The sequence below is a fragment of the Pantoea sp. EABMAA-21 genome (genome assembly GCF_030053335.1).
GTDB lineage: Bacteria > Pseudomonadota > Gammaproteobacteria > Enterobacterales > Enterobacteriaceae > Pantoea > Pantoea communis.
In genome coordinates this window covers 58,158-83,946 of record NZ_JASGBX010000007.1, presented here as the reverse complement: position 1 = coordinate 83,946, position 25,789 = coordinate 58,158, and the positions used below count along the sequence as shown (strand labels likewise).

The following is a 25,789-nucleotide window of genomic DNA, read 5'->3' as shown; positions in this document are numbered from 1 at the left end:
GTTCCGCACTGGCTAATACGTCTTAAATCTGAGAAACCCCTACAGAAGCACCGCCATCAACATACAGTGTTTGTCCGGTCATAAAGCCCGCGTCCTCAGATAACAGGAACTGGATAGTGGCGGCAATCTCCTCCGGTTTGCCAAAACGCTTCATGGGTACGCTATCCAGATAACGTTGTTCACCCTCACTGCCTGGTGCGTTGCTAGCTCGAAACAGTTCTGTCTCTGTCGGGCCGGGGGCAACAGCGTTTACGGTAATCCCCTGAGTCGCCAGTTCCAGCGCCCAGCTACGTGTAAAGCTGATCAAAGCTGCCTTTGCAGCAGCATAGGACGTGCGCTGCGGAACGCCGAGGACCGTCAGGCTAGCAATATTGATGACTCTTCCCCAGCCACGGGCTTGCATACCGGGTAAGGCGGTTTGCACTGCTAACAGGGCAGGATGCAAGTTGACGCGTAATACTTCATCCAGCGTTGCCGTCGAGACTTCGGGTAACCATTGCGGACGTACTAAACCGACATTGTTAATGATGCCATCTACATCGAACTCCGCATTGATTTGCTCCAGCTTCTGTTTTGTTGCGAGCGTATCTGCGAGGTCGAGTGAGACAAAGTGTCCCGGGAAGCTTTGCTCAGGCTGATGTCGTGCAATACCGATCACGAGATGGCCTGCATCAGCCAGACGCTGGGATAAAGCCAGGCCAATCCCTTTGCTGGCACCGGTAATCAAAAATGTTCTTTGCGGTTGCATATTTTACTCCTGCGTTTAACGACAAAAACCGGCGCAGATGTCTGCGCCGGAGAGGATAAAACGGTTAAAGGTGATTTATGAGGCTGAAGCTGCTTGCAGAGCGACATCGGCTGCACTAATGCCTTCCAATGCCAGGCCGTACCCCGCACCTTCATCAATGATGCGCCGCAGTTTTTGCGTCAGCGCGATGCGTGTATAGCGGCTGGTGAGTGGAGGTAACGCCGCGAGCGATTCTGCCAGCTCATGAGCCCGTGTCAGCAAGGTATCGCGTGGCAGAATTTCATTCACCACACCCCAACCTTTGGCGGTTTCAGCGTCCAATTCCTGACGCGTTAACAGGAAATAGCGGCCACGAATGCTACCGATGACTTCTGGCCACAACAGGTTCACGCCATCCCCTGGGACGATGCCAAAGTCGAAATGGGGTTTGTCCTGGAAAACAGTATCGGGCGTGGCCAACACGATGTCCGCCAGCAAAGCGTATTCCGAGTGCAGGCGCACCGGTCCGTTTAAAGCAGCGATGACCGGCACTTCAATATCCAGCAGATTCATCAGAACTTTTTTGCCTTCGCGGAAAATTTTGTCGTAACCGCGCGGCGTGAAGAAATCAAAACCTTCCGGACTGATGTTCTCCATAAAAGCCTCTCCAGCGCCAGTCAGAATCACCACGCGATTATCTGGATCGGAGCCAATTTGATGAAACAGTTCAACAAACTCTTCGTGGGTATGCCCATTGAACAACAGTGAGCCGCCATCAGTATGAAACATCACTTCCAATACACCGGTGGGCGAGCGGGTAAGGCGTGCGTTGTTAAAGCTGTGACGATAGTTTTCGAAGCGAGACATAGTGATTTCCTTTTGAATGATTAGTTTTCGATTAAGGCATTTAATTTGGTAATGGCACACATGACCGCAGGGCGCGCAGAGACGGCGGCATACCATCGGCTGAGGTTGGGAAGCGTTTCAAAGCTGACGCCAGCGAACTCGCGTCGCCACATCCAGCCGAAATGCGCAATATCCGCGATGGTGTATTCATGCCCTGCTAGCCACGCCGTTTTTTCTAATTGACGTTCCAGCAGGCTGGTGACTCGATTGGCTTCAGTGCTAAAGCGCTGCTGCGCCAATGGTTGAGGTTCACTCGTCAGGCGGGTAAAAAATCCGGCTTGTCCATAAGCGGGGCATAGCCCTGAGGCGTGGAAGAAAAGCTGCTCAAACACTCAGGCGCGTTTCAGTCCGTTTGCAGGCAACAAACTCCCGTGCTTTTCGGCCAGGTAAACCAAAATGGCTGCAGACTCACTTAGCACTTCACCGTTGTCGCTATCCACCAGCACCGGCACTTTGCCGTTCGGATTTAACTGTAAGAAATCTGCTTCCTGCTGTTCACCCTGGCGGATGTTTACGGCACGCAGGTGCCATGGCTGTGCGAGTTCTTCCAGCAAGATGGCGGGTTTAATACTGTTTGGAGTAGCAAAGGCATAAAGTTCGTACATCATCCGGCTCCTTAGTGACTGTTTAGCTGGGCAGTGACGTTTGCCCGCTGTTGTTGATAAGGAGTATCTGCTAAGGTCGGTTGGTAATGGCAGAGGGCCAAAAACCATAATTACTATTCCCAGGAGGAATACCATGGATCGCTTTCAGGCGATGCAGATGTATGTACAGGTAGTTGATGCGGGGTCGTTTTCGGCAGCAGCGCGCATTTTGGATATCGGGCAACCGGCGGTATCAAAGACTATCGCCCAGTTGGAAAAGCATCTGGATGTACGTTTACTGCTGCGCACCACGCATGGACTCACGCCCACAGAAGCAGGGCTGCGATTTTATGAGCGTGTACGCATTACGCTGCAGCAGGCAGATGAAGCGGAGATGGCGGCGCGAGGTGCGGACAAAGGGCTTACCGGTATTCTGCGCGTGGCGGCAGCTCCGACTTTTGCCCGATTACATGTGATTCCACATCTTGACCAATTTATGGAGCAGCACCCGCAACTCAAGGTGGACATTCGGCTCGACGATCGCCCCATCGATCTGATTGCCGAAGGGATCGATATTTGCCTGCGCATGGGCACATTGCAGGATTCCGGCGCGGTGGCGCGCAAAATCGCCACCTCACGACGTTCTGTATTGGCCACCTCCGACTATCTGACGCGCCATGGTTATCCGCAGCATCCCCATGACCTCAGCCAGCATGAAGCGCTGATTTTTAGCCAACTCAATGATACCTGGCAGTTTAAGCGCGCAGCTGAAGTCGAAAATGTTGTCCTGAACGGGCGACTTCATCTCAGTGCAGCGGAGGGGATTCGCACTGCCGTGCTGGCGCATATGGGCATCACGGTGGCATCAGATTGGATGTTTTCCCAGGAGATAGCTGACGGTAGCGTCGAGCGTCTGGTCAGCGATTGGGCTTTGCCAGATATTGACCTGTGGGCCGTTTTTCCTGGTGGACGCATGGCGACGGCAAAAGCACGTCAGTTTGCCGCATTTGTTGAACGCGTCATGACTGACTAATCCAGATTCTCCGCCGTCACAATGCGCAGCTCAACGCGGCCGTCCTGATACAGATCGGGTTCAAAGCCCTGTTCCAGATGTCGTATCAGCAGGTCAGTGGCCAGCACGGCGTGCTGACGGGCGTTTTGATCCAGCGTGTAGGAGAGCGTGCCACTTTGCAGCAGATCTTTCGTCACATCATACAATTCGTGGGTGATGTAGCAGCAGCGGCCCAACAACTGGTGTTGCTGCAATACAGCACTGATATCGCTGTTGTTGTCGCCAGAGTTATACAAACCGACCACATTACTTGATTGCTGTAACGAGTGATTCAGCAGCGTTCGGATTTTGTGCCGTTCATCTTCTCCCGCCAATACTTCACGCAACTGTAACCAGGGGGCGCGTTGGGTGATGGCATCACGAAAACCTGAAATACGTTGAATATGTGCGCTGAAATCAAAACGCCCGCTAACCATGATCACGTCACCCTTGTGGGGCATAGTCTGGCTCATTAATAAGCCTGCGGTACGCCCAGCCTGATATTGATTTATTCCAACATGGCAGAATCGATGTGAATTGGGTAAGTCTGAAACCAGCGAAACCACCGGGACACCTTTATCTTTACACCAGGATAAGGCTTCATGAATAACAGGATAGTCATGCCCATAAACAATAATACCGTCGCGCAACTCACCGCTTTTTTTTATCTTTTCCGCCAGTTTTTCCGGTGGATTTTCCGTCACCAGTGTACGAAATAATTTTATTTTACGATAACCCAGTCGATCGGCAATGTTGGCAAATTCATCGGCTAACTGCTGAAAAAACCAGGTGCCATTACTGCTGAGGAAAACTTCAATCTGCCAGGGATGCTGCGTGTCATCCGGCAGTAAACGCTGCAACCCAGCCTGACGCGCGGCGCGCAGCACTTTGCGTACCGTTTCCGGACGAACCCCGCCACGCTCATTCAGCACCCGGTCAACCGTGGCGATCCCAACCCCGGCCAGTTCAGCCACTTTAATCAGGGTGAGTTTTTTCATTTGTTTCTGAGCCCCAGTAAAATTCATGTTCACTATTTCAACTACGCAGAGTGCGCATCAGGTCACAGCCTGGCGTCTATTTTCGCCGTATTATGCGCAACGTTTCGTGACTGGCAAGATGTTAAATGTTGCGAGACGAAACCACACTCTACATCGTCCAGTCCGGCTTATTAAAAACTTCAATGATGGGAAACCATCAACAAAAACCTTTCAAAGCGCAGGGGGAGTCATTACTCTTTGCTGCGTTGTTAATATTTAATTAATTACGTGATTTGAATGTAAAAACTTACCTCAGTATTTATCTAATAAAAGCCCACCGGGCAGCGTCATTATTTATCCAATAAACCTTATTTATATGGCTCAATGCCAGGCACAAATACGTCTGTTATTTGACCTGGTTTGCAATGTGAAAGCAGGGAAAACATGAAACGCAGAGAATTTCTCACTTCCATCACCGCATTGGGAGTGGCTTCCACGATCCCGACATTGGCGCAGGCCGATGAGGTGAAGGGTGGTCAGCCCTGGGAACCCGGCAAAATCCAAACGCCGCCCGCACCGCCGAGAAAAGGGGGGCTGCAATATCTCACTCAGCATGAATTTGACACGGTAGGCGCCATCGCTGAGCGATTTATCCCAGCGGATGAAACCAGTCTCAGTGGCAAAGAGGCAGGGTGCGCCATCTTTATCGACCGCCAACTCGCGGGTGATTACGGCAACGCAGTGGCGATCTATCGCCTTGGCAAATTCGTGAAGGGCACGCCAGAGCAGGGACCGCAATCCTCGCTCACTCCGGCGCAACGTTATCGCTTAGGGATTGCCGCACTGGATAAGGCTATCCAGCAGCAGTTCGGCAAAAACTTCCTCGCACTGAGTGGCGATCAGCAGGATCAGGTTCTGACGGCGATGGAAAATAATCGCCTCGATCTGGGGGAAGAGGTCGAAACCAAAGTGTTCTTTGAACTGTTGCTGCAGAACGTGCGTGAGGGCTTCCTGTCTGACCCGATTTATGGGGGGAACAAAGACATGACCAGCTGGAAAATGATTGGCTTCCCTGGCGCTCGCTACGACTTCCGCGATCTGCTGCCTAAAAAAGGACAGAAGCTCAACATCATTCCTACCAGCCTGATTGATAACACCCTTTAATTTGTTTGCTGAGCAATAAACTATGAATAACGTCCGTCCAAAAGCTGATGTCGCCATCGTCGGCCTGGGCTGGTGCGGCTCTTTGATCGCCGAAGAGCTGACCCGCGCAGGTCTGAATGTCGTTGCCATTGAACGTGGCCCGTGGTTTGAAACCGCGACAGATTTTCCCCCCTCGGTCGATACCGATGAACTGCGCTGGGATACGCGCCGCAGTATGCTGCTGCCGCCCGCCGTCGAAACCACCACTTTCCGTAATAACACTACGCAAACGGCCCTGCCAACTCGTGAGTGGAACCTGAATGAGCTGGGTTACAACGTGGGAGGCTCGGGCACCCACTGGGCTGGGATGGCATGGCGTTTTACGCCGTTCGATTTCGAGCCATACAGCCAGACCGTGAAGCGTTATGGAAAACAGCAGATTGCCAAAGGGGTGATTCTACAAGACTGGGGAGTGACTTACGACGAGCTGGAACCGTTTTACGATCGCTTTGAAAAGATCGCCGGTGTGTCAGGCAAGGCCGGTAAGCTGAACGGCGAAGTCATTGAAGGCGGCAACCCTTACGAGGGCAATCGCTCAAGCGAATACCCTTTGCCAGCGCTGGAGAGTATGCGTCTAACGGATATTTTTGCCGAAGGCGCGAAGAAGATCGGCTTGAAACCCTTCATGGTTCCCGCTGGCCAGGCGTCACGCGCTTATGTTAACCCACTGGGTGTGCGCATGGGGCCTTGTACCTATTGCGGCTACTGCCTGTATTACGGCTGCGGTAACTTCTCAAAATCCAGCCCTAACGCCTGTGTCATCCCAGCGTTAATGCAACGTGAGAACTTCACGGTGTTAACGGACTCTGCAGTGGTTCGCGTCAATAAAGCGGAAGACGGAAAAACCGCCACCGGCGTGACCTATCTCGATAAGAACAAGAAAGAGTGGGTACAGCCCGCAGACATCGTGATCTTGTCCGCCTTCCAAATGCAAAACGTCCGTCTGCTGCTGCTGTCCAAAATTGGGGTGCCTTACAACCCGGTGACCAAAACCGGCGTGGTAGGGCGTGCCTACAGCTTCCAGACGGTATCGGGTGCAGCGATCCACTTCAAAGATGAAAATCTGAATCAGTATATCGGTGCCGGAGCCCTTTCTTCGCAGGTGGACGACTGGAACGGCGATAACTTTGACCATACCGGTCTGGGCTTTATCGGTGGCGCAGGGATTCTGGTCGTGGCGCGTGGCGCGCGTCCTATCGGCAACGCCGATGCACTGCCGCCGGGCTCGCCACGCTGGGGTAAAGAGTGGAAGAAGGCTTATACCCACGCGTTCCAGAACACCACCTTCATTTTCGGCCAGGGCACCAGCTTCTCACACGAAGATTACTATCTTGACCTTGATCCTGAGTACAAGGATGACAACGGCAATCCTCTGCTGCGCGTCACCTTCGACTACAACGATAACGATCGCCGTTCAGCGAAATTTATCGAAGAGAAAAGCGTCGAGATCGGTAAAGCCATGGGCGCGGAAATCGTCATCGGCACCAACTCTGCTTCGGGGGCTTACTCGCCGTATAACTTTGCCAGCGACCACACCATTGGCGGTGCGGTGATGGGCAACGATCCGAAAACGTCGGTGCTCAACCGTTATCAGCAGTGTTGGGATGCGCACAACGTGTTTGTGCTGGGGGCGTCTTCCTTCCCAAACAATGCGGGATACAACCCGACGGGCACCATTGGCGCGCTGAGTCTGTGGACGGCGAAAGCCATTATTGAACAGTACCTGAAAAACCCAGGTCCGTTGGTGAAGGTGTGAGATGAAGAAAACCAAACTCATTGCGGGCGTAGCGGTGATTGCTGCGGCTGTGGCAGCGGGCATGCTGTGGATGAACGGCGATACCTCCGCGGATGATGTCGCCAGCAACAACGTACTCACCAGCCAACCGCCAACGGCGGCAGACAGTGCCGCAATTGAGCGCGGACGTTATGTGGCGATTGCCAGTGACTGCACGGCTTGTCATACCATGCCGGAAAGCAAACTACCGCTGGCCGGGGGCTACTCCATCAGCACGCCGTTTGGCGGTATTTACGCGAGCAACATCACGCCGGATAGCGAAACCGGTATCGGTAGCTGGACAGAGCGTGATTTCTTCCGCGCCGTGCGTCACGGTAAGGGCAAAGAAGGGGAGCACCTTTATCCTGCGATGCCCTACAACGCTTATGTGAAGCTGACGGATCAGGACATGCACGACCTGTGGATGTACCTGCGCTCGGTTAAGCCAATTCACTATCAGGTGCCGGAAACCAACCTGGGCTTCCCGTATAACATTCGTCTGGCGATGATGGGCTGGAACCTGCTGTTTTTCCGCAACGCAGGTTTCCAGCCAGACAGCAGTAAAAGTGCTGAATGGAACCGAGGTGCTTATTTGGTGGAAGGTCCAGAACACTGTGCCGCCTGCCACACGGCTAAGAATCTGATTGGCGGTGACAGCAGTGATTATCTGCAAGGCGGTAATCTGGGTGAATGGCATGCCCCCGACATCACACCGAACCCGCACACCGGTATCGGAAGTTGGTCTGAGCAACAGGTGGAGGATTACCTCAAGCTCGGCAGTAACCATGTGGCGGTCGCTTCAGGCCCGATGGCGGAAGCTGTGACTAACTCCACGCAGCATCTAACCGACGCTGACTTGCGCGCGATTGCGGTGTATCTCAAGCAAGTGCCTGCGTCGACCACGACGTTGCCGCAACCGTTGTCGATGGACAATGCGCAAATGAAGATGGGTGAAAATGTCTATTCAGCCAACTGCACTGCTTGCCATAACAGCGACGGCAAAGGGATTCCCAACCTCGCGGCGAGCCTGGCGAATAACCCTGGCCTGTTAGCGGATGATGCCTCTTCCATCATCACGACGGTGCTGCAGGGGGGACGCGGCGCGGTCACAGCAGGCAACCCAACAAGCGGTGCGATGCCTTCATTTGCCTGGAAGCTTTCGGACGAACAGGTGGCAGCCGTGGCAACCTACCTGCGCAACAGCTGGGGAAATGCGGCAAAACCAGTGACCTCGGATGAGGTGGCAGACAAGCGAGCCCTGCTGCGCCTGCCTTCGCAGATGGCCGCGCATTAATCAGGTCTGAATCACAGGCCGTCCGCAAGGGCGGCCTGAATCATTCCCCCAAAACTCCTCCCCAAAATGAATTCTTAAATTCTGGCAAAATTCACTCGTCGTTCTGTTAAAGCACGAGCGTTTCCCTCCTGTATCGGCGAGGAGTTCATCAGGACTTCTTATGCCATTTATCGTCGCGGCCTTTTTCGTAGGAATGCTTGACTGCAGCCCAGGCCACTTTATGTGACACTTCCTCCCGAGAGCTGTCATCCTGACGGTCCTTTTTGTCCTTATACTCATCCCAGGCACTGTTAAATGCTGCCAGATAAATATCCTGCGCATGAGCAGGGAGGACATGCCTGACGCTGTCTGGTAGGGAATCTCGTGATTTATACGGCATTGTTGGCCTCCTGTGATTTGAGACTTAAGCCTGGTTCACTTGTGACAATTTTCAACGTTTATTTAAGTGAATGAGGTTATATAAAATTCACTTCAGAATATTGCTTAGGATCCAGATTGTTGACGTCACAATCATCATTGTTCGTCACATTGAGAATTTATCAGTTAATTATTTCTATCCTACTCAAGTACAGGTGGTTCAGACAAGTTAGCACCTACATTAATGACACTGCGGACAGAAGGCTTCTGCCTGGGTTATGAATGATTAAATTTAATCGCAAGAAGATACAGATTTGTCCTGGAAAATGCCTTTAGGTTTACAGCATTGAATTTCCTGCCAGGCTGAATGATTAAACGTAAATATGAGGTTAGAAAATGAAGAACTACACGCTGTCAGCCGCAGTCTTATCCGTCATCCTTTGTGGTGTTTGTTCTTTTGGAGCTTACGCTGGAGTATTTGGATAAAGTGATGAGCCAGCGGTGTTATATGCTCACTTGCTGGCCGAAGCAGCTGCAAATTCGTCTGTACATAAACCGAAACGAGGATTTTATTGTTTAACTACCCCTTAGAAAAGATTCCTTAACTTAAACCTCAAGGGGGATAGAACTTACTCGCTTGCCGCCATGTGATTTTAATGCACAGGGCGGCATGGGGTTTAGCGAGAGGGTCTGATCATCGAAACAGAATTTCTCTCACCGTAATATGTCAGAGAGGTCGTTCACCGACCAGAACGGTATGAGGCTGAGTGCGTCTGCCAATGCGTCCGAATACAGCAGCCAGCACGCCCTCAATAATCAATACGAAGAAGGTAAACCAGCTTGCTCTGGCGGTTGCAGCGGCGGCCTTTTCAGCGGCCTCACGGGCTTTCTGCTCAGCCTGCTGTTTCAGTTGCTGAAACTGTGCCACGGCTTTTTGATAACTCTCAACCGTCTGGTTAACGATCTGCTCAGCTTCCTGATCACTCTTACCTGTCCGGGCTTTGATGATGTTTTTGAGAGCATCCCGGTCGGCAGCCTGAAGGGTGTCAGAATGACGATTAATAACCCCACGGATCCAGTTCACGATATCGTTATCCGCATTTTGAGGATTCTGAGCCGTTTGCTTAGCCTGATCTTGTGCGCTATTTGCCTCACTGTTCACATCCTGCTGAAGCTTATCCGGCTGAAGTTCAGGCTTACCCGTCTGACGGAGGGTGGCCTGTAACTCATTCTGGAGCGAATCTAAATTAATATTATTCTCCTGAAGTTTTTCTTTGGCCATGTTCCCGACAGACGGGGCAACGGCCGAAACACCACTGCCGATCGCACTGGCTCCGGCACCCAGGATATTGAATGCACCTCCGATAATCCCTGTTGCCAGTGAAAATGCCAGCCAGAGGGTGATAAGCGTACTGACGCCAAACATCAGTAAACCGTGTAGTGCGCCCTCGCGTTGTGCCAGCCTGCCAGCGACGTAACCGCCGGCAATGATGGCGATAAGCATACTGACACCCGTCCATATCAGCGCACCGGTACCTATATGTTCAAGTGGATTGCGTTCCTGTTGAGGGTCAATGACAGAAGCACCAATCGCAGTGCCGAGTAATCCTAATAAAATATGAACAATAAGCGCGGCGATAACACCCGCAAATACCGCGCTCCATGAGATACGTTTTAGCGGCAGGCCACCATAAGAATCTGTGACGATTGCACCATCATTTACCCAAGGCTCAGCCATGATATTTCTCCGGTAATTTATGATAATTATCCAACATCACGAAACAGACGTTATGATTTAGCGTAGTCACTAAATAAAAAGCTCACCAAATTTATTTTAGGATTAGTCTGCATTAAACGAGACGGTTAATAATCTTGTAAGGCGCATCTAACAAAATCTCGCCAAGGCGGGATACCTAGAGCGTGAATTTCTTTTCCTTGACGACTCTTAACATGAAAATGGAGCTAACCCTTACAAGGCGGCTCATCAAAATGCTGTTTACATTTTTAGTGATGAATTTCGCCTTAGATACAAAGGGTTGTCAAATCCTGCATAAATATCTGATGACTCGTTGTGTTTAGGTGTCTGTTATTTTCCTCTCCTTCAATTTCTTCTGCTTAGCACCAACCGCCTGGCTTGTGTTTTATGCCATGGCGACCAGACTTATTGGGTTAACTGAGCCCCAAACGCTGAGCCTTTTTAACCGCAAGGAGAAACATATGGGTAAGAAAATAGCTGTCCTGATCACCGATGAATTCGAAGACTCAGAGTTCACCTCACCCGCCGATGCCTACGCCAAAGCCGGCCACGAAGTCGTGACCATTGAGATGCAGGCGGGGAAGGTTGTGAAAGGTAAACAGGGTAATGCGGAAGTCAAAATCGACAGGGACATCGATCACGTTACCCCTGCAGAGTTTGATGCCTTACTTTTGCCTGGCGGTCACTCACCTGACTCACTGCGCGGTGATGATCGTTTCGTGAATTTCACCAAAGAGTTTGTTGCCAGTGGCAAACCAGTGTTTGCCATCTGCCATGGACCTCAGTTGCTTATCAGCGCTAATGGTGTACGCGGCCGCAAAATGACCAGTGTAAAAGCCATCGCTATTGATCTGCGTAATGCAGGTGCTGACTTTTATGATAAAGAAGTCGTTGTGGATGACGATAAACTGGTCACCAGCCGCACGCCGGATGATCTACCTGCGTTCAATCGGGAAGCGCTGCGCATTCTCAATGCGGCCTGAGAGACATCTTCATCGTTCTATTTGTCAGGTGGCCGCTTTACAGAGCGGTCACATCCCTTCCGAAGCAGACTGGTTAACACCGGCCAACGTTTGCCAGATAAATCTTTCACAGAGTTTAGCGCTTCAATGCGAATCCAATGCTTTGAATGGTTGGGGAAACCCAACAACTTTTTGCTAACTCTCTTCACGAATTGCATGAATAAAGAGGGATAAAAACGATGAGCATCAAGACCAGCGATTTTTTTGTTCAGCGCCTGAAAGAGTGGGGCGTGACGCGCATTTACGGTTACCCGGGGGACGGAATCAATGGGGTGCTGGGTGCCATACAACGCGCAAATGAAAAGGGCGATGGCATTGAATTTATTCAGGTGCGCCACGAGGAAATGGCGGCCTTTATGGCCGCCGGTCACGCTAAGTTTACCGGCGAGCTGGGTGTCTGCCTGTCCACGGGCGGGCCGGGGGCAACCCACCTTTTAACCGGGCTTTATGATGCCAAAATGGATCATGCTCCTGTACTGGCCATTGCCGGGCAGGCAGAGGTAACGGCGAGAGGCGCAAGCTATCAGCAGGAAATGAACCTCGATCGGGTGTTTGCGGATGTGGCGAATTTTGTACAGGAAGCGGCTGCACCGGCTCAGGTTCGCCATCTCGTCGATCGTGGCGTGCGTATTGCCAAAGCGCAGAACGGCGTTGCCGTGCTAATCATCCCAAAAGATATACAGGATGAAGAGTGGCAGTCACCGCCACATTTGCACGGGTTTACCCATTCAGGCAGTGGCTATCAGCGTCCCAAAATTATCCCCTACGAAACCGATTTGCAGCGCGCAGCCGATGTGCTTAATGCGGGTAGTAAAGTGGCAATCCTGATTGGCTCTGGCGCACGCGGTGCGGCGGTTGAGGTCGTCCAGGCAGCAAATCAACTGGGTGCAGGCGTCGCCAAAGCGTTACTGGGCAAAGATGTGCTCCCCGATGACGCCCCTTTTGTAACCGGCTCGATAGGTCTGCTGGGCACTAAACCTTCCTGGGAGTTGATGCAGAACTGCGACACGCTGCTGATGATTGGCAGCGGTTTTCCCTGGACAGAGTTCCTGCCAAAAGAGGGGCAGGCACGTGCCGTGCAAATCGATATCGACCCGGCCATGCTCGGCTTACGCTATCCCTGTGAGGTGAATCTTCACGGCGATGCTGCTGAAACCCTGCGTGCACTCCTGCCATTGCTGGATCACAAAGAGGACCGCAGCTGGCAGGAAGAAATTGCCGTGCAGGTTCAGGACTGGTGGAAGCAGATGGAAGAGCGAGCGCTGGCACCAGCCAATCCCGTTAATCCCCAGCGAGTGGTGTGGGAGATGTCTCCGCAGCTGCCGGATAACGCTATCGTCACTTCTGACTCCGGATCCTGTGCAAACTGGTTTGCGCGCGATTATCGCGTGAAACAGGGACAACGGGCCACACTGTCAGGCGGGCTGGCCTGCATGGGCGCAGCCGTTCCTTATGCGATCGCGGCCAAATTTGCGCACCCTGAACGTCCGGTTGTTGCGCTGGTGGGGGATGGTGCCATGCAGATGAACAACATGGCAGAGCTGATAACCATCCAGAAATACTGGCAGCAGTGGGCGGATGGCCGTTTGATTGTCTGCGTGTTCAATAATCAGGATCTGAATCAAGTAACCTGGGAGCAGCGCGTCATGGAGGGCAATCCCCGCTTCGAAGCCACGCAGCAACTGCCTGATGTGAAGTATGCTGAGTTTGCTGAATCACTGGGGCTGGTGGGCATTTATGTCGACAACCCGGAACAGCTGGCCAGCGCCTGGCAACGTGCGTTAAGCGCAGATCGCCCCGTATTGCTGGAGGTCAAAACTGACCCGGAAGTGGCTCCGCTCCCACCGCATATCACCTTTAAACAGGCTAAAGCCTTTATGTCATCGATGGCAAAAGGCGATCATGGCACCTCGCAGATACTCAAAGACACGGCTAGCCAGCTGTTTTCTAAAAAAAGGTAACGAAAGGCGGTCCTGAAGGAGGGCCGCATCTTTACAACTCAACGACGAACGCAACATCGGAGGAACAGGTATGACGACAGTCACCGGGACCAATGAACTTGCTCTGATAGACAGATACTGGCGCGCGGCAAATTACCTCTCTGTGGGACAAATCTATCTCATGGAAAATCCGCTTCTGCGGGGACCCCTGAAGCCAGAACATATCAAACCTCGTTTACTGGGGCACTGGGGAACCACGCCGGGCCTGAACTTTATCTATGCTCACCTCAACCGCATTATTCGCCAGCGCGACCGTGATCTCCTTTACGTCTGCGGGCCCGGACATGGTGGCCCCGGCATGGTGGCTAACAGCTGGCTGGAAGGCAGCTATAGCGAAATTTATCCTCACGTCAGTGAAGACGAAGAGGGAATGCAGAGGCTTTTTAAACAGTTTTCTTTCCCGGGCGGGATACCGAGCCACGCTGCCCCTGAAACGCCGGGCTCGATTAATGAAGGAGGCGAACTTGGCTATTCGCTGTCGCATGCGTTTGGCGCGGCCTTCGATAATCCTGAACTGGTGGTGCCCTGTGTCATCGGTGACGGTGAAGCGGAGACGGGTCCACTGGCTGCCAGCTGGCACGGGATTAAATTTCTGAACGCCCAACGAGATGGGGCGGTGCTGCCAATTCTCCATCTCAACGGTTATAAAATCGCAAACCCTACGTTGCTGGGACGCAGCAGTGATGAAGATCTTCAGCAGCTATTTAGTGGCTATGGATATACCCCGCTCTTTGTCAGCGGCCACGAGCCGCTTGCCATGCATCAGCAGATGGCCACCGCGCTGGACACGGCGTTTGACATCATCGCTGATATCCAGCACCAGGCGCGCAGCGGTAATGCAACTGATGCTGTGCCACGCTGGCCCATGATTATTCTGCGCAGCCCGAAAGGATGGACCGGCCCGCGTGAGGTGGATGGCAAAAAAGTGGAGGGATTCTGGCGAGCCCATCAGGTACCTGTTTCCGCTTGCCGTGAGGATGATGGCCATCGCCAGATCCTTGAACAATGGCTGCGCAGCTATCAGCCGCAGGAACTGTTTGAGCCAAGCGGAGCGCTTGCACCTGAATTGCGCGCGCTTGCCCCGAAGGGTAATAAGCGTATGGGTGCAACCCCCTATGCCAACGGGGGAAGGCTGCGCCGTAAACTAATTACGCCAGATATTCACGACTTTGCGCTCGAGACCGGTCAGCCCGGCAGCACACAGGGACAGGCCACCGAACAGTTTGGCCGTTACCTGAGTGCAGTCTTCCAAAAGAATCTTGATAACTTCCGCCTGTTTGGCCCGGATGAAACGGCATCCAACCGTCTGTCACCCGTGTTTGACGTCACCTCCCGCACCTGGATGGAACCCATCAAGGATTATGATGAACAGCTGTCACGTGACGGTCGTGTCATGGAGATCCTCAGTGAGCATCAGTGTCAGGGCTGGCTGGAGGGCTATCTGCTAACAGGGCGTCACGGGCTGTTTAACTGCTATGAAGCCTTTATTCATATCGTCGATTCGATGTTTAACCAGCACGCTAAATGGCTGAAGGTCACCCGCAAGCTGGGCTGGCGACAGCCGATCTCCTCGCTGAACTATCTGTTGTCGTCCCACGTCTGGCGTCAGGATCACAATGGCTACAGCCATCAGGATCCGGGATTTATTGATCATGTCGCGAACAAGAAAGCCGACATAGTGCGCATATACCTGCCACCCGATGCTAATACGCTGCTGTGGGTCGGGGACCACTGCCTGCGAACATGGGACCGGATCAATGTTATTGTTGCAGGTAAACAACCTTCACCCCAGTGGCTGGATATAGAGAGTGCCATTTCTCACTGTCAGGCGGGTATGGGTATATGGAACTGGGCGAGTTGTGAGGGTGAACCTGATGTTGTTATGGCCTGCGCGGGGGACGTGCCTACCATGGAAACCCTGGCGGCAGTCGATTTGCTAAAGGGCTATCTGCCGGAATTGCGTATCAGGGTCGTCAATGTGGTGGATTTACTGGCGTTGCAGACGCAGGAGCAGCATCCGCATGGCAAAGCCGAAGAAGAGTTCGATGCCCTTTTCACCACGGATAAACCCGTCATCTTTGCCTTCCATGGTTATCCAAGTCTGGTGCATCGCCTGACCTATCAGAGAAACAATCACGGTAACTTCCATGTTCATGGCTTCAATGAAGAGGGTACTACCACCACACCATTTGATATGACGGTGCTGAATGAGCTGGATCGCTATCATCTGGCTCAGTCGGCCATTTGGCATGTGCCGGGCTTAGCTGATCGTCATCCGGAACTCCTCGACGACCTGCAGGAGCGAATCGCTGAGCATCATCGTTATGTAAGAGAGCATGGCGAGGATGTGCCTGAAGTGCGCAACTGGGTTTGGGGCGGATGAAGTCGTTTACACGGGGGATTGGGCCAAATGAAAGCGGGTATATTTTTACCCGCTTCACTTTAAAGATATGGCATTTATCACGTCAGGGATTTCAGCGCTTGGCGTTTGAGTCGGGATCCTCACTCAGCGTCAGGAACTGTTCGGTTAACTCCGGCAAATGACTGATCAGCCAGTCAGACATCGCCAGTTCCTGCTCGCATATTTGCTTCAGTACAGGGACGCTTGCCGTGTCGCCGACGCGCTTGGTCGCGCAGATAAGACTGGTGTAGCTCCCCACCTCATATCACTGTCTTTCAGCGATAGATGTCAGTTTGTGATCGGTATTTTTTTCTTCATCCAGCGTCTCTTTCAAAAGCGAGGAGGCTTCTCCAAGCTGAAGCTTGATGGCCAGTGCAATCAGCGTGCCGTACGTCGCGATTTCGTAATGTTCCACTTTCTGGGCGGCTCCAATGAGGCCTGCATCTCTGACGGGACCAGGTTCAGTCGCTTCGATCAATTCCTGCGCTTCTTCAACCAGGCCTTCAAGCGCATGGCATTTCATACGCACTATGCGCACCTCCTCATGTGCTTCCACAAGTTGGTCGAGACGCTCAATCTGACCCTGGGTTTCTTCAAGGTGATGCTGAAAGGCCTCTTTAAGTTTTGGCTCGGATGCAGCACGGATCATTTTTGGCAGGGCGCGGGTGATTTGTTTTTCAGCACTATAAACATCGGACAGGTCATGGATAAATAAATCGAGAAGTGTTTTAACTTTCATAAGGTAAACTCCAGCGAGTTCTTGACGAATTGGAAATTTCCGTCTGAGGTAAAGGGCAAAATATGTTTGAATTGATAAGTCGAAGATTAAAATATTTAATTATTGAAAATGGCTTCTTTGATTCCTAACGATATTATTAGGATTATCACGAACTTTTATGTCTGTTCTGGCCACCTTTCTTACCCGCTGTGGAAGCTCTCTCACGATCATTTTTGAAATTACCACCGCTTGCCTGACCACCTTTCCTTCCAGCTTCAGATGCTCTTTTGGGGTCTTCTGCAAAGTTTCCTGAACCGCCTCTATGTTGAGCCATAATATTTCCTCTACATGAACTGTTATCGTGATGATTAAGTGAAAATATGCATATAGCATTTTAATCGTAATTCACAATCAACTTCATGCAAGCGCGTCGGCACCATTTAAATCATAATCTGGAATATGTGCCATATTTGTTGTGGAGAATTGACAGGTAAAAAGATATAAGCGCAACGATTTAATACTTCAGTTAACTTTGTAACTACTCAGATAATGGCTAAGGCGATCTTATGAAAGCAATTATTTACAACGGCCCATTTAACGTAACGGTAAAAAATGTTCCTGATGCAATAATTGAGCGTCCCGAAGATGCATTAAGCCGGATAACCACCACGAATATATGCGGTTCGGATCTGCATATGTATGAAGGACGTACCAGCTTCGAAGAAGGACGGATTTTTGGCCATGAAAACATGGGCGAGGTCGTTGAAGTTGGCCTGGGAGTCGAGCGTATCAAAGTGGGTGACCGCGTATGTATGCCCTTCAATGTAGGCTGCGGCTTCTGTGAAAACTGTGAAAAAGGCCTGACCGGATTTTGTCTGACAGCTAACCCGGGGAGTGCGGGCGCCGCTTATGGTTTTACTGAAATGGGGCCGTGGGACGGTGGTCAGGCGGAATTGTTGCGGGTTCCTTTTGCCGATTTCAACTGTCTGGTCCTCCCAGAGGATGCGGCGGAGAAAGAAGAAGATTACGTCATGCTTTCAGATATCTTCCCGACCGGCTGGCATGCAACCGAACTGGCGGGGCTGCGTCCGGGAGAAAGCGTCGCCATCTACGGGGCGGGGCCGGTGGGACTGATGGCCGCGCATTCTGCCATCATCAAAGGGGCCTCCCAGGTCTTTGTTATTGATACTCACAGCGATCGTCTGGCCCTTGCTGAGCAATTCGGTGCCACACCGGTTAATGCTGCCGGGGATGAAGCCGTACAGAAAATCCTTGAGCTGACTGACGGCAGGGGTACAGACTGCGGTTGTGAATGTGTTGGTTACCAGTGCTGCAATAAACACGGCCATGAAGACAACAGTGCAACTATGAAAAGCCTGGTCGCCTCCACCAAGGCGACAGGCGGAATAGGCGTGGTGGGGGTCTTCGTGCCCCAGGATCCTGCAGCGGAAAGCGACCTGGCAAAAGAGGGGAAAATGCCGTTTGATTTTGGCAGCTTCTGGTTCAAGGGGCAGTCCATCCGCACTGGTCAGGCAAACGTGAAGGCCTATAACCGGCAGCTCGCACGGCTTATTCACCATGATAAAGCCAACCCTGGCCGGATTATCTCGCATCGTCTGAGCCTCGATGAGGCTCCTGAAGGCTATAAAAATTTTGACAGCCGAGCGCCCGGCTGAACAAAAGTTATTCTTAAACCATAAACCCAGCTCTTTAGGTTTTCGATAAGCCCTTACCTTGTTCAAAAGGTTAAGGGCTTACCGGGTATGCCCGCGGGTATCCACTTCCATTGATGTCCCATCCTGGCGATCCTGCTTCGCTTGATCATCCTCTCATGGCTGCCAGGCTTATCACTCATTAAAAAGGCCTAAAGGAGAATAACGATGTCACGTTTTTTGGAAAAAGTTGTCGTGATCACCGGTGCGGGTTCAGGAATTGGGGCGGCCTCAGCAAAGCGTTTTGCCAGTGAAGGTGCTTCGGTGGTGCTGGTGGGAAGAACCCGTGAAAAACTCGAAACCACGCTTCATGCCCTTCCCAAGGGAGAGCATCTTATCGCGCCTTGTGATGTGTCTGATTCCGTCCAGGTTAAACAGCTGGCGGAACTGGTCGAACAAACCTATGGCAGAGTCAACGTCCTGGTGAACAATGCGGGGAGTGTCGTTCAGGGAAAAATACATGAAGTGGCCGTTGAAGACTGGAAAAAGCTGATGGGGGCTGATCTGGATGGGGTATTTCATTGTGTTCATTACTTCATGCCTTCATTGCTCAAAACCCAAGGGAATGTGGTGAACACGTCTTCGGTTTCAGGACTGGGTGGAGACTGGGGAATGAGCGTTTATAACGCTGCGAAGGGCGGCGTGACCAATTTTACGCGCGCGCTGGCGATGGATTATGGTGCGGACGGTGTTCGCGTGAATGCCATCTGCCCTGGATTTACGCTGACCGATCTTACCGAAGATATGAAGGACAATCATGAACTGTTAAACAAGTTCTATGACCGCATTCCCCTCCAGCGGGCTGGCCAGGCTGAAGATATCGCCAGTGCAATCGCCTTTATTGCCAGCGATGATGCGCGTTATATCACAGGAGTGAACCTGCCCGTAGACGGCGGGCTGACGGCGTCTAATGGCCAACCCAAACAGGCTTAATATCTAAACGGGGAGCAATCAACGTTCCCCTAACAATTCTTCAAAATGCGTATGATTTCGGTTATGCAATGCAAGGACGCTTTCCTGACCACCTTGAAAAAGATATCAGGTACATCTTCAGTGCATACATCCATGTTAGTCCCTGACAGTCTCAACGCTCTTTATCGGTCAAAGTCACATGCAGAGCCGATATATAGCTGGAGTCGACTCAGTTGGGTGCAAATGCATAAAATTTTTATGGTGGTAGGTAGGTTAAAGCGCCAGAAAAAGAAGTTTCCTGAGTGGCTGGACGCTGGTTCAGAATGTTATGAGATATCGAAAAATATGCTGCACTTGGGCTTCAGACCCGCTTTTTGTTCAATGCGAGTGACCAGGTATTGCGTCCGCATTTAGGACATCTAGGTTCTTCATATCCAGGTATCTCTCGAGTAGTGCCGCAGCGGTTACAGGCATATAAACCTGTTTCAGGGATTTGGGTGAAACATTGACGAAGTGCTTCAGGAAGTACAGATAACCCGGCCCGCACTTCTTCGTACGGATAAAAGTAGAGGCTGAGCTGGCCATCGACCTCTACCAGCCCCAGCCGTATCTGACCAAGGTGTTCGGCCCCTTTAAGGCGTAACTCCATCAGAAACTCATCTTCTGAAATGTTCAGCCGGTCCAGATTCTCAGAAACGTACTCTATAAATTATAGCCGGACAGCTTTCAATCAAGGGATTAACTTGAATAGGAGTGAGTGGGAAGTTTCAAACGGGCTTTGGGTTTTAAAATCAAAGGTGAAAAATTAATGAAGGTTTTCTCCTTTAAAGTGATGATTTGGCGATTCGTTTATTCATTATGGCTCACAATATTTTATTTTTATAACGGTTCGCTTCTATACCTTAAACAGTTCATGAAGCATGATAGAAATAAAAAAGTTGCGTCCGCGCTCAATGCAAACTGATTCAAAAAACCTGCCGACCCATTCACACCCCTCTACAACTAATAGGATAAAAACTTACCCCTTGATTGAGTGGCATTGTTTATCTTGGCGTAAAATAAAAATGAGGATAATTAGTTAAGTCTCTTTCATGAGAGACGCAGGACAAGTTAAATGAATGGTTGTTCACTTAAATGACTTAATTCGACATAGAATGTGTGGGAGGAGATAATACAGGGAAGGAAGTGGATTTCATTAATTTGAACAGTTGATGTCGTTACTTAGTTAATACAGTCCGGCACACCGGCCGGACTTTTTTATGACTGTGGCTGACCGATGGGACCCTGGCCCTGAGGACCTCCGGGCACGGATTGCTGGCTTGGTGCGTGAGGACGGCCATCCGGCCCTACTGCAGGACCGGGTTCTTGACAGCCTGCCAGAGTCATCAGACTTGCAACGATAAAAATTCCACCTAAAAAACTCTTCATAACATTCCTTTCCAGAAATCAGGCAACCCAGCGTTGCTTACAAAGCCTGGTCACATCTGTCCACATATGAAAGCGAAGCCGGAAAAGTAAATCCTTTTTACTGCCAATGAGTTCTGATAAAACGCCCTTAAAGCACTTGCTCACTCTCAGAGATTGCAATTACTGTATATATATACAGTTTAGTTTTGGGAGGGCACCGATATGCCCCGTGACTATGAAATCATGATTGCCTTCAGGCAGGCGATAAAACGCGATGCCGCTGGTCGCTACACCGTCAGCACTCTCGACTTTGTGAAAGAACTCGATCGCCTGAACTGGCGCTACTCGCTACGCGCCGCCAACAAATGGATCGAGATGTACACAACAACGTTCAGGGATATTTCGACAAGTGAGGGTGAAGAACGCATGTTTCAGGTCTTTAATCCGAACGGAAGGAATTGAGCAACGTGTGCCACGCTCAATTGGGTACACCCCGTAGCAGGCAATTGATTATGAGTTTTTCAATGGGACTAAATCATGAACAGCGAGACATTAATTTCCCTATCTTTCTGAAATAAATGAAAAATCCAGATCAATATAATTATAAAATTTAAAACCGTGATATATGTCACAAAAAGGCAAATCCAACAATTATGTACAGCTTGTTTTGGTTTTGTACAACTTCAAAAATTTCCCTTTTAAAAGCAATTGAATATAAGCGTAACGGTTAACTCGTTGTTTTAAACAGAAACAAGCGAAGCGGTAAACATGTATTTTAAATGTGGTTTTATCGAAAAATTGAGCCATATTATTTCTCATTGGAACGTTAGCACGCTTAATATTCGACTGATATATAAGGGGGATACATGCCATCAAGAAGAGGTGGGGCCGGTAATTTTGCTGAGGATGCGGACCGCGCGCGTGAAGCCGGGCGTAAAGGAGGAAGTGCAAGCGGGGGAAACTTCAAAAATTGTCCAGATCGCGCTGTTGAAGCCGGTCGCAAGGGCGGACAAATCAGCCGCAGGCGCAAAGCGGCAACTGAGGAAAGTTAATTAGCCAGACAGCCGGCCGGGTTGAGTTATACCGGCCTTGCTTTGAAAAACATAAACAGGAGGAAGTATGATCTTCTCGTCCATCTTTGTATCCATACATTTAGCTGGTCTGGTTGATACTTTCCCGAACATAAGTGGCGGAACATGTTACTGTGCAGATCCTGTTGCCACCCATGGCACACCTCAAAGTACTTGCGTAAATCTCTTTAAAATTCTCTGTGTAGAGGATGACACGGTAAAAGCAACGGATTCACCAGAGGTCAGACACAAAAAGCGTTCAGGTGACCGACCGGTAAGATAAGTTGGTGGATGCCTGATTATTAAGCGGCTCAGATAACAATTCTGTTTAGTAACACCCAAACGTCCTGTCCTTTTACGTCCTTTTAGCGCATGCTTTAATCTCTTCCCCGGTGCTATGCCTGGGCCATTCCCCCTCTGACAAGGGGCAAATATGAAATCTCAAAGGTCAAAAACCTGTTGCGCACCGAATTGCGCGGTGACTGACACTTCTGATCTGATGTCGCTTTCCGACACCTCCATCTTCCCGTACTTCATTCATGAATCATTCACCTATTCGTAGACGAAACATATTGTCTGTTTTTTCTGAGACTGGACGAACATTAATTTCGTTGGGAGTGAACAAATGGAACAGGGTTTTTATTGGGTCCAGAAGGGCGAGACTCAACCTGAAGTCTGGTACTTCGCCGATGGTGAAGGGGGAGGATGGTTCAAGCCAAGCCGAAGTCTGCCCGTTCACCCTGATGATTTTATCGAGCAGGGGTACAATGTCATCAGTGATCGCCTCGAACCCCCGGCAGAATAATGACAACACCTGTACGACATACCTCCACCCTGGCAGAGGGAGTCGTATGGAAACGAGACATTGCCATTTGAAATGCCCGCGCAGGACGGCCTACAAGCGTTAGCGAGAAACGTATCTCTCCTGTCAACGCAACCCGAGTGCTTTAACTTGTTTCAGGTTCTGCTTTCGGCTACATGAAACGAGTTGCAGGTATTTAGGAAAAGTAGATCGAGATGCACCAGATAACATTCAGGGATGGCTACTGTGTGGATGAGTAATCTCTCAAGGTGTTCAATCCCAACGGGTGCTGAGCAATCATCCTGATAACTGTCGGTAGGGACTAGCGGCTCATCGCCAGCAAAAAAAAAGCATGAACCAGACGTGAGTCCGGTTCATGCAGAGTGCTGACTACTCAGTTTTCTTTTTATTTGCCCGCTCTGATGCGTCGAGTCACCAGGGCGTGGGTCCCCACTGGGTTTGTACCAGAAACACAATCACCAGAACCAGTAAAGTGGTGACGGCCGGTATGATCAGGTATCGCATGTTCAATCTCCTGTCTGTCTGACCACGAGAATTTGAAACGATGAAAAACCCGCCCTTATTCATCACCGACCGTTCAATGACATCGGCGGTTTAGCGATGGATACTTACGTCGTGTAATGGCCTGCAAAGCGCCGGGCTAAGCGCTTTAAAACCCGTTCAGATATTTCGGTAAACCTATCGCCAACACCGCAATGGCCACGATATTCAGTACAACAACGAATCCTGGTGAAACATCCATAAGTCACCTCAGGTAAACGAGCGGTATCAGGCAAAACACGACATCGGGCTGGTGGCCAGTTGGTCATCGCTGAAATCACCGACACTGCCGTGCTGATAATTCACCGACTGAGCACGCAGCATGTATCCCAGCGTTACCGCACAGGCATTTTGCTCATTAAGCGTAGTGCAGGTCTTCACAGACCAAAAGCGTAGCCGTATAGCGAAGTCAGGGGGTTTTTAATAAGGTACGGAAATTGACGGGCAGCCTCACAGCTAAACGCCACTCGAACGAGTAGTTGGTTTTCAACCGCGCGTTTCAGGGGAAAGGTAAGCTAAAAAAAGCCCGCTCAAGGCGGGCAAAAAAGCAGTGGCTAAGGAATGTCTCTCTCGTATGAAACGCATCCTGTGTGCTGTGCTGCCAGTCAACAACTGACCCCCATACCTTAGACCAATAATTACTGTGTGGTAGGATGTGTTAACAAAAGCGATAAAATTCCAGTAATTTCCAGTAAGTTATATTAATTAACGATTTATAAACTAAATTTCAGAGAGTTAACCGAAGCGGCAAGAGAATGCTTCTGATTATTTCTGGTTTATGTCGGCCTAAAAATGCTCAAATCTAAAACGCCTGCGCTTATGGCAACCGGCCCGGTCATACTGAAATGCCATGTCCACCTCAGATTAAATCCCCTTTGCCAACAACGCGTTTGGAAAAAGTCTTCATGCCCGACTTGATCGATTGTACTGCTTACGATTGCTGTTTATATATACAGTATTTGTCAGGGCTATCATCATGGAGTTTTTCAGACCTGCGGAAATCCGCGCCATTCTGGAGTTACCGCTTTTCATTGCCAGAGTTCCGTGTGGCTTTCCGTCTCCGGCTCAGGACTATGTCGAACAGCGGCTGGATCTTAATAATCTGCTGGTCAGTCATCCCAGCTCAACCTACTTCATCCGGGTCAGCGGAGATTCGATGATTGAGGGTGGTATTAATGATGGCGACATGCTGGTGGTGGACAGCTCCGTCACCGCGGAGCATGGGGATATCATCGTGGCCGCGATTTCCGGCGAGTTCACCGTGAAGCAACTGATGACCCGGCCTTTCCTGCACCTAAAACCGATGAACGCCGCGCACGCCATTATCCCGATCCCCGATGCCGATCAGTTTGAAATCTTCGGCGTGGTCCGGCACTCCATTAAGACGATGGGCCGTTAATGTTTGCCCTGGTGGATGTGAACTCTTTTTACGCCAGTTGCGAGACAGTGTTCAGGCCTGATCTGCGTGGTAAGCCGGTATCTGGTCGAGTTAAGAGGGCGATGCTGCATTGTGGATGAACTCCGGCGGCCGGGTAACGATAGCACCGTGCTTCTAAAGGTGGCGGGGAGGCTGGAATGGAGTGACGATGTTTTATCCAAACCGTATCCTGACTGAAGACGGGCTGCTTCTTGAGGATGATTTGCTTGAGGATGTGATCGTTGTGGGGCTGGTGACGCATGAAGTGAGCGCTTTGAACGTGTCGGATTCTTCACCCGTTTGAACTTCATCGGGCAAAAAAAGGCCCGCATCGGCGGGCGAAATTCGTTACATGGGATAATCTCCATATAAGTTATGACGTTAGGTATATTTGAAAGTTCATATTTTCCGACTAACTTTGTACTTAAACCAAACCGGCGTTTTCTTTACTTGATATGAACGACATGAATTCAAATCGCGCAGGAATGATTGGATGTGCCATCGGATCGGCTGTAGTCGAACTGGCCGCAAAAGGAGTACCGCTTAGCAGGGTGAGTATCATCATTGAACTTGAACGCATCGCTGCGGGGTCATCAGACCTGCAGGTAAAGGCGTTTGCATTAGATGCCGCAAAGTTGCTAAGGGCGGGAGGAGATGAAGTTAACGCTTAGCCTTTGGATTTTGAAGATAAAGCATTCCGGCCCCCTGCAGTGACTTTAGCGGGGGCCCTGAACAGCACCTTAAGGTTCGTCGATACGGGAAACTTTGAGATGCGCGCTTTCGCCTTTACCGTAGACTTTCCCGCTTACGCGGACCTTGTCTTCTGCACTGTACGTTTTGCCTTTGAAAGTGCTGGCCGGAGCATCGATGTTGACCGTGCCTGAGCTGTCACGGAACTGATAAGTGTCGCCTTTGATCTTTTTGACGATATAGCCCTCAAGCGTGACATAGCCCCCCTGACGAAAATCTTTGATCAGCGTAACCGGTGTTTCTGCCGTATCTTCCGACCCCTTATACCCGGCATCTTCCTTATTCTGAGGTGGGGGCGACTTTCCGGCTTCATATCCTCCCGTTTCGGCATATGCACCGACGCTCAGAGGTAACATCACTGCAATCCAGGCGACCTTATTCATTTCAT

24 protein-coding genes and 2 pseudogenes are annotated in these 25,789 nt (G+C 50.8%); 15 read left to right on the top strand and 11 right to left on the bottom strand.

Going from position 1 to position 25,789, the window contains the following annotated elements; genetic code table 11:
- Positions 1–22: 22 nt before the first annotated feature.
- The 4 genes from QMZ65_RS12340 to QMZ65_RS12325 form a co-directional block, all read right to left on the bottom strand.
- The gene (locus tag QMZ65_RS12340) at positions 23–748 is read right to left on the bottom strand and encodes an SDR family oxidoreductase (RefSeq protein ID WP_160833202.1); all 726 of its coding nucleotides are present in this window, start codon (positions 746–748) and stop codon (positions 23–25) included.
- A gap of 75 nt (positions 749–823) precedes the next feature.
- Complete coding sequence (locus QMZ65_RS12335; protein WP_211728809.1) at positions 824–1,594, bottom strand: enoyl-CoA hydratase/isomerase family protein; 771 nt, start codon at positions 1,592–1,594, stop codon at positions 824–826.
- Between the two features lie 20 nt (positions 1,595–1,614).
- Positions 1,615–1,965: a glutathione binding-like protein gene (locus QMZ65_RS12330; protein WP_283216065.1), complete on the bottom strand. Its 351-nt coding sequence runs from the start codon at positions 1,963–1,965 to the stop codon at positions 1,615–1,617.
- Positions 1,966–2,241 (bottom strand): glutathione S-transferase N-terminal domain-containing protein, encoded by a 276-nt coding sequence (locus tag QMZ65_RS12325; protein ID WP_283216064.1) that lies wholly within the window; start codon positions 2,239–2,241, stop codon positions 1,966–1,968. It abuts the gene before it with no gap.
- Between the two features lie 130 nt (positions 2,242–2,371).
- On the opposite strand from QMZ65_RS12325, the gene QMZ65_RS12320 reads away from it, so the two are divergent.
- Positions 2,372–3,250: a LysR family transcriptional regulator gene (locus QMZ65_RS12320; protein ID WP_283216063.1), complete on the top strand. Its 879-nt coding sequence runs from the start codon at positions 2,372–2,374 to the stop codon at positions 3,248–3,250.
- On the opposite strand, the gene QMZ65_RS12315 is transcribed toward QMZ65_RS12320, so the two are convergent.
- Positions 3,247–4,266 (bottom strand): LacI family DNA-binding transcriptional regulator, encoded by a 1,020-nt coding sequence (locus QMZ65_RS12315; RefSeq protein ID WP_097117725.1) that lies wholly within the window; start codon positions 4,264–4,266, stop codon positions 3,247–3,249. The genes QMZ65_RS12320 and QMZ65_RS12315 overlap by 4 nt on opposite strands.
- A gap of 423 nt (positions 4,267–4,689) precedes the next feature.
- Between QMZ65_RS12315 and QMZ65_RS12310 the strand changes: the two genes are divergently transcribed.
- The 3 genes from QMZ65_RS12310 to QMZ65_RS12300 are packed head-to-tail and all read left to right on the top strand — an operon-like array spanning position 4,690 to position 8,516.
- Entirely contained in the window at positions 4,690–5,409 is a 720-nt protein-coding gene (locus QMZ65_RS12310; RefSeq protein WP_097117726.1) for a gluconate 2-dehydrogenase subunit 3 family protein, read from the top strand.
- Positions 5,410–5,431: 22 nt separating this feature from the next.
- Complete coding sequence (locus tag QMZ65_RS12305; protein WP_034822602.1) at positions 5,432–7,204, top strand: GMC family oxidoreductase; 1,773 nt, start codon at positions 5,432–5,434, stop codon at positions 7,202–7,204.
- Between the two features lies 1 nt (position 7,205).
- Positions 7,206–8,516, top strand: a complete 1,311-nt coding sequence (locus QMZ65_RS12300) for a c-type cytochrome (RefSeq protein WP_097117727.1) — start codon at positions 7,206–7,208, stop codon at positions 8,514–8,516.
- A gap of 148 nt (positions 8,517–8,664) precedes the next feature.
- Here QMZ65_RS12300 and chaB read toward each other — a convergent pair whose 3' ends face one another.
- Positions 8,665–8,895 carry a putative cation transport regulator ChaB gene (chaB, locus tag QMZ65_RS12295; RefSeq protein ID WP_097117728.1) on the bottom strand — a complete coding sequence of 77 codons (231 nt, stop codon included), beginning with the start codon at positions 8,893–8,895 and terminating at the stop codon, positions 8,665–8,667.
- A gap of 705 nt (positions 8,896–9,600) precedes the next feature.
- Positions 9,601–10,611 (bottom strand): TIGR04086 family membrane protein, encoded by a 1,011-nt coding sequence (locus QMZ65_RS12290; RefSeq protein WP_097117729.1) that lies wholly within the window; start codon positions 10,609–10,611, stop codon positions 9,601–9,603.
- A 479-nt stretch (positions 10,612–11,090) separates the two neighbouring features.
- On the opposite strand from QMZ65_RS12290, the gene QMZ65_RS12285 reads away from it, so the two are divergent.
- The 3 genes from QMZ65_RS12285 (at position 11,091) to QMZ65_RS12275 (ending at position 16,034) form a co-directional block, all read left to right on the top strand.
- Complete coding sequence (locus QMZ65_RS12285) at positions 11,091–11,612, top strand: type 1 glutamine amidotransferase domain-containing protein (protein ID WP_034822610.1); 522 nt, start codon at positions 11,091–11,093, stop codon at positions 11,610–11,612.
- A 218-nt stretch (positions 11,613–11,830) separates the two neighbouring features.
- Complete coding sequence (locus tag QMZ65_RS12280) at positions 11,831–13,612, top strand: thiamine pyrophosphate-requiring protein (protein ID WP_097117730.1); 1,782 nt, start codon at positions 11,831–11,833, stop codon at positions 13,610–13,612.
- A gap of 70 nt (positions 13,613–13,682) precedes the next feature.
- Positions 13,683–16,034, top strand: coding sequence for a phosphoketolase family protein (locus QMZ65_RS12275; protein ID WP_097117731.1), 2,352 nt, complete (start codon positions 13,683–13,685; stop codon positions 16,032–16,034).
- 91 nt (positions 16,035–16,125) lie between these two features.
- Here QMZ65_RS12275 and QMZ65_RS12270 read toward each other — a convergent pair.
- Both QMZ65_RS12270 and QMZ65_RS12265 read right to left on the bottom strand, forming a co-directional pair.
- Positions 16,126–16,791 (bottom strand): annotated as a pseudogene (locus QMZ65_RS12270) (YciE/YciF ferroxidase family protein).
- A 145-nt stretch (positions 16,792–16,936) separates the two neighbouring features.
- Entirely contained in the window at positions 16,937–17,104 is a 168-nt protein-coding gene (locus QMZ65_RS12265; RefSeq protein ID WP_097117734.1) for a con-10 family general stress protein, read from the bottom strand.
- 232 nt (positions 17,105–17,336) lie between these two features.
- Here QMZ65_RS12265 and QMZ65_RS12260 point away from each other — a divergent pair, with 232 nt between their 5' ends.
- From QMZ65_RS12260 to QMZ65_RS12240, 5 genes are all read left to right on the top strand, one after another.
- Complete coding sequence (locus QMZ65_RS12260) at positions 17,337–18,446, top strand: glutathione-independent formaldehyde dehydrogenase (protein WP_283216062.1); 1,110 nt, start codon at positions 17,337–17,339, stop codon at positions 18,444–18,446.
- Between the two features lie 204 nt (positions 18,447–18,650).
- The gene (gene budC, locus QMZ65_RS12255) at positions 18,651–19,415 is read left to right on the top strand and encodes a meso-2,3-butanediol dehydrogenase (RefSeq protein ID WP_283216061.1); all 765 of its coding nucleotides are present in this window, start codon (positions 18,651–18,653) and stop codon (positions 19,413–19,415) included.
- A gap of 1,608 nt (positions 19,416–21,023) precedes the next feature.
- The gene (locus tag QMZ65_RS12250; RefSeq protein ID WP_283216060.1) at positions 21,024–21,263 is read left to right on the top strand and encodes a DNA polymerase V; all 240 of its coding nucleotides are present in this window, start codon (positions 21,024–21,026) and stop codon (positions 21,261–21,263) included.
- A 404-nt stretch (positions 21,264–21,667) separates the two neighbouring features.
- A complete protein-coding gene (locus QMZ65_RS12245) occupies positions 21,668–21,853 on the top strand; it encodes a con-10 family general stress protein (RefSeq protein ID WP_097117739.1) in 186 nt (61 codons plus the stop codon).
- A 643-nt stretch (positions 21,854–22,496) separates the two neighbouring features.
- Positions 22,497–22,676 (top strand): hypothetical protein, encoded by a 180-nt coding sequence (locus QMZ65_RS12240; protein WP_097117740.1) that lies wholly within the window; start codon positions 22,497–22,499, stop codon positions 22,674–22,676.
- A gap of 786 nt (positions 22,677–23,462) precedes the next feature.
- On the opposite strand, the gene QMZ65_RS12235 is transcribed toward QMZ65_RS12240, so the two are convergent.
- On the bottom strand, positions 23,463–23,615 hold the full coding sequence (locus QMZ65_RS12235; RefSeq protein WP_283216059.1) for a hypothetical protein: 153 nt from the start codon (positions 23,613–23,615) through the stop codon (positions 23,463–23,465).
- A gap of 595 nt (positions 23,616–24,210) precedes the next feature.
- Between QMZ65_RS12235 and umuD the strand changes: the two genes are divergently transcribed.
- From umuD to QMZ65_RS12225, 3 genes and pseudogenes are all read left to right on the top strand, one after another.
- A complete protein-coding gene (gene umuD, locus QMZ65_RS12230) occupies positions 24,211–24,633 on the top strand; it encodes a translesion error-prone DNA polymerase V autoproteolytic subunit (protein ID WP_058961188.1) in 423 nt (140 codons plus the stop codon).
- A pseudogene (locus tag QMZ65_RS25250) lies at positions 24,633–24,713 on the top strand (Y-family DNA polymerase); the annotation flags it as partial. The gene umuD and the pseudogene QMZ65_RS25250, both read left to right, overlap by 1 nt.
- A 107-nt stretch (positions 24,714–24,820) precedes the next feature.
- Positions 24,821–24,955, top strand: a complete 135-nt coding sequence (locus QMZ65_RS12225) for a hypothetical protein (protein WP_283216058.1) — start codon at positions 24,821–24,823, stop codon at positions 24,953–24,955.
- Positions 24,956–25,391: 436 nt separating this feature from the next.
- On the opposite strand, the gene QMZ65_RS12220 is transcribed toward QMZ65_RS12225, so the two are convergent.
- Positions 25,392–25,784, bottom strand: a complete 393-nt coding sequence (locus QMZ65_RS12220) for a YgiW/YdeI family stress tolerance OB fold protein (RefSeq protein WP_283216057.1) — start codon at positions 25,782–25,784, stop codon at positions 25,392–25,394.
- Positions 25,785–25,789 lie beyond the last annotated feature (5 nt).

What these genes read in the sequence shown, in the direction of transcription:
- QMZ65_RS12320 (WP_283216063.1), top strand. Translation starts at nt 2,372, where the DNA reads ATGGATCGCTTTCAGGCGATGCAGATGTATGTACAGGTAGTTGATGCG.
- umuD (WP_058961188.1), top strand. Translation starts at nt 24,211, where the DNA reads ATGGAGTTTTTCAGACCTGCGGAAATCCGCGCCATTCTGGAGTTACCG.
- QMZ65_RS12300 (WP_097117727.1), top strand. Translation starts at nt 7,206, where the DNA reads ATGAAGAAAACCAAACTCATTGCGGGCGTAGCGGTGATTGCTGCGGCT.
- budC (WP_283216061.1), top strand. Translation starts at nt 18,651, where the DNA reads ATGTCACGTTTTTTGGAAAAAGTTGTCGTGATCACCGGTGCGGGTTCA.
- QMZ65_RS12250 (WP_283216060.1), top strand. Translation starts at nt 21,024, where the DNA reads ATGCCCCGTGACTATGAAATCATGATTGCCTTCAGGCAGGCGATAAAA.
- chaB (WP_097117728.1), bottom strand. Translation starts at nt 8,895, where the DNA reads ATGCCGTATAAATCACGAGATTCCCTACCAGACAGCGTCAGGCATGTC.
- QMZ65_RS12305 (WP_034822602.1), top strand. Translation starts at nt 5,432, where the DNA reads ATGAATAACGTCCGTCCAAAAGCTGATGTCGCCATCGTCGGCCTGGGC.
- QMZ65_RS12275 (WP_097117731.1), top strand. Translation starts at nt 13,683, where the DNA reads ATGACGACAGTCACCGGGACCAATGAACTTGCTCTGATAGACAGATAC.
- QMZ65_RS12290 (WP_097117729.1), bottom strand. Translation starts at nt 10,611, where the DNA reads ATGGCTGAGCCTTGGGTAAATGATGGTGCAATCGTCACAGATTCTTAT.
- QMZ65_RS12310 (WP_097117726.1), top strand. Translation starts at nt 4,690, where the DNA reads ATGAAACGCAGAGAATTTCTCACTTCCATCACCGCATTGGGAGTGGCT.
- QMZ65_RS12280 (WP_097117730.1), top strand. Translation starts at nt 11,831, where the DNA reads ATGAGCATCAAGACCAGCGATTTTTTTGTTCAGCGCCTGAAAGAGTGG.
- QMZ65_RS12340 (WP_160833202.1), bottom strand. Translation starts at nt 748, where the DNA reads ATGCAACCGCAAAGAACATTTTTGATTACCGGTGCCAGCAAAGGGATT.
- QMZ65_RS12245 (WP_097117739.1), top strand. Translation starts at nt 21,668, where the DNA reads ATGCCATCAAGAAGAGGTGGGGCCGGTAATTTTGCTGAGGATGCGGAC.
- QMZ65_RS12240 (WP_097117740.1), top strand. Translation starts at nt 22,497, where the DNA reads ATGGAACAGGGTTTTTATTGGGTCCAGAAGGGCGAGACTCAACCTGAA.
- QMZ65_RS12225 (WP_283216058.1), top strand. Translation starts at nt 24,821, where the DNA reads ATGTTTTATCCAAACCGTATCCTGACTGAAGACGGGCTGCTTCTTGAG.
- QMZ65_RS12335 (WP_211728809.1), bottom strand. Translation starts at nt 1,594, where the DNA reads ATGTCTCGCTTCGAAAACTATCGTCACAGCTTTAACAACGCACGCCTT.
- QMZ65_RS12265 (WP_097117734.1), bottom strand. Translation starts at nt 17,104, where the DNA reads ATGGCTCAACATAGAGGCGGTTCAGGAAACTTTGCAGAAGACCCCAAA.
- QMZ65_RS12325 (WP_283216064.1), bottom strand. Translation starts at nt 2,241, where the DNA reads ATGATGTACGAACTTTATGCCTTTGCTACTCCAAACAGTATTAAACCC.
- QMZ65_RS12260 (WP_283216062.1), top strand. Translation starts at nt 17,337, where the DNA reads ATGAAAGCAATTATTTACAACGGCCCATTTAACGTAACGGTAAAAAAT.
- QMZ65_RS12315 (WP_097117725.1), bottom strand. Translation starts at nt 4,266, where the DNA reads ATGAAAAAACTCACCCTGATTAAAGTGGCTGAACTGGCCGGGGTTGGG.
- QMZ65_RS12220 (WP_283216057.1), bottom strand. Translation starts at nt 25,784, where the DNA reads ATGAATAAGGTCGCCTGGATTGCAGTGATGTTACCTCTGAGCGTCGGT.
- QMZ65_RS12285 (WP_034822610.1), top strand. Translation starts at nt 11,091, where the DNA reads ATGGGTAAGAAAATAGCTGTCCTGATCACCGATGAATTCGAAGACTCA.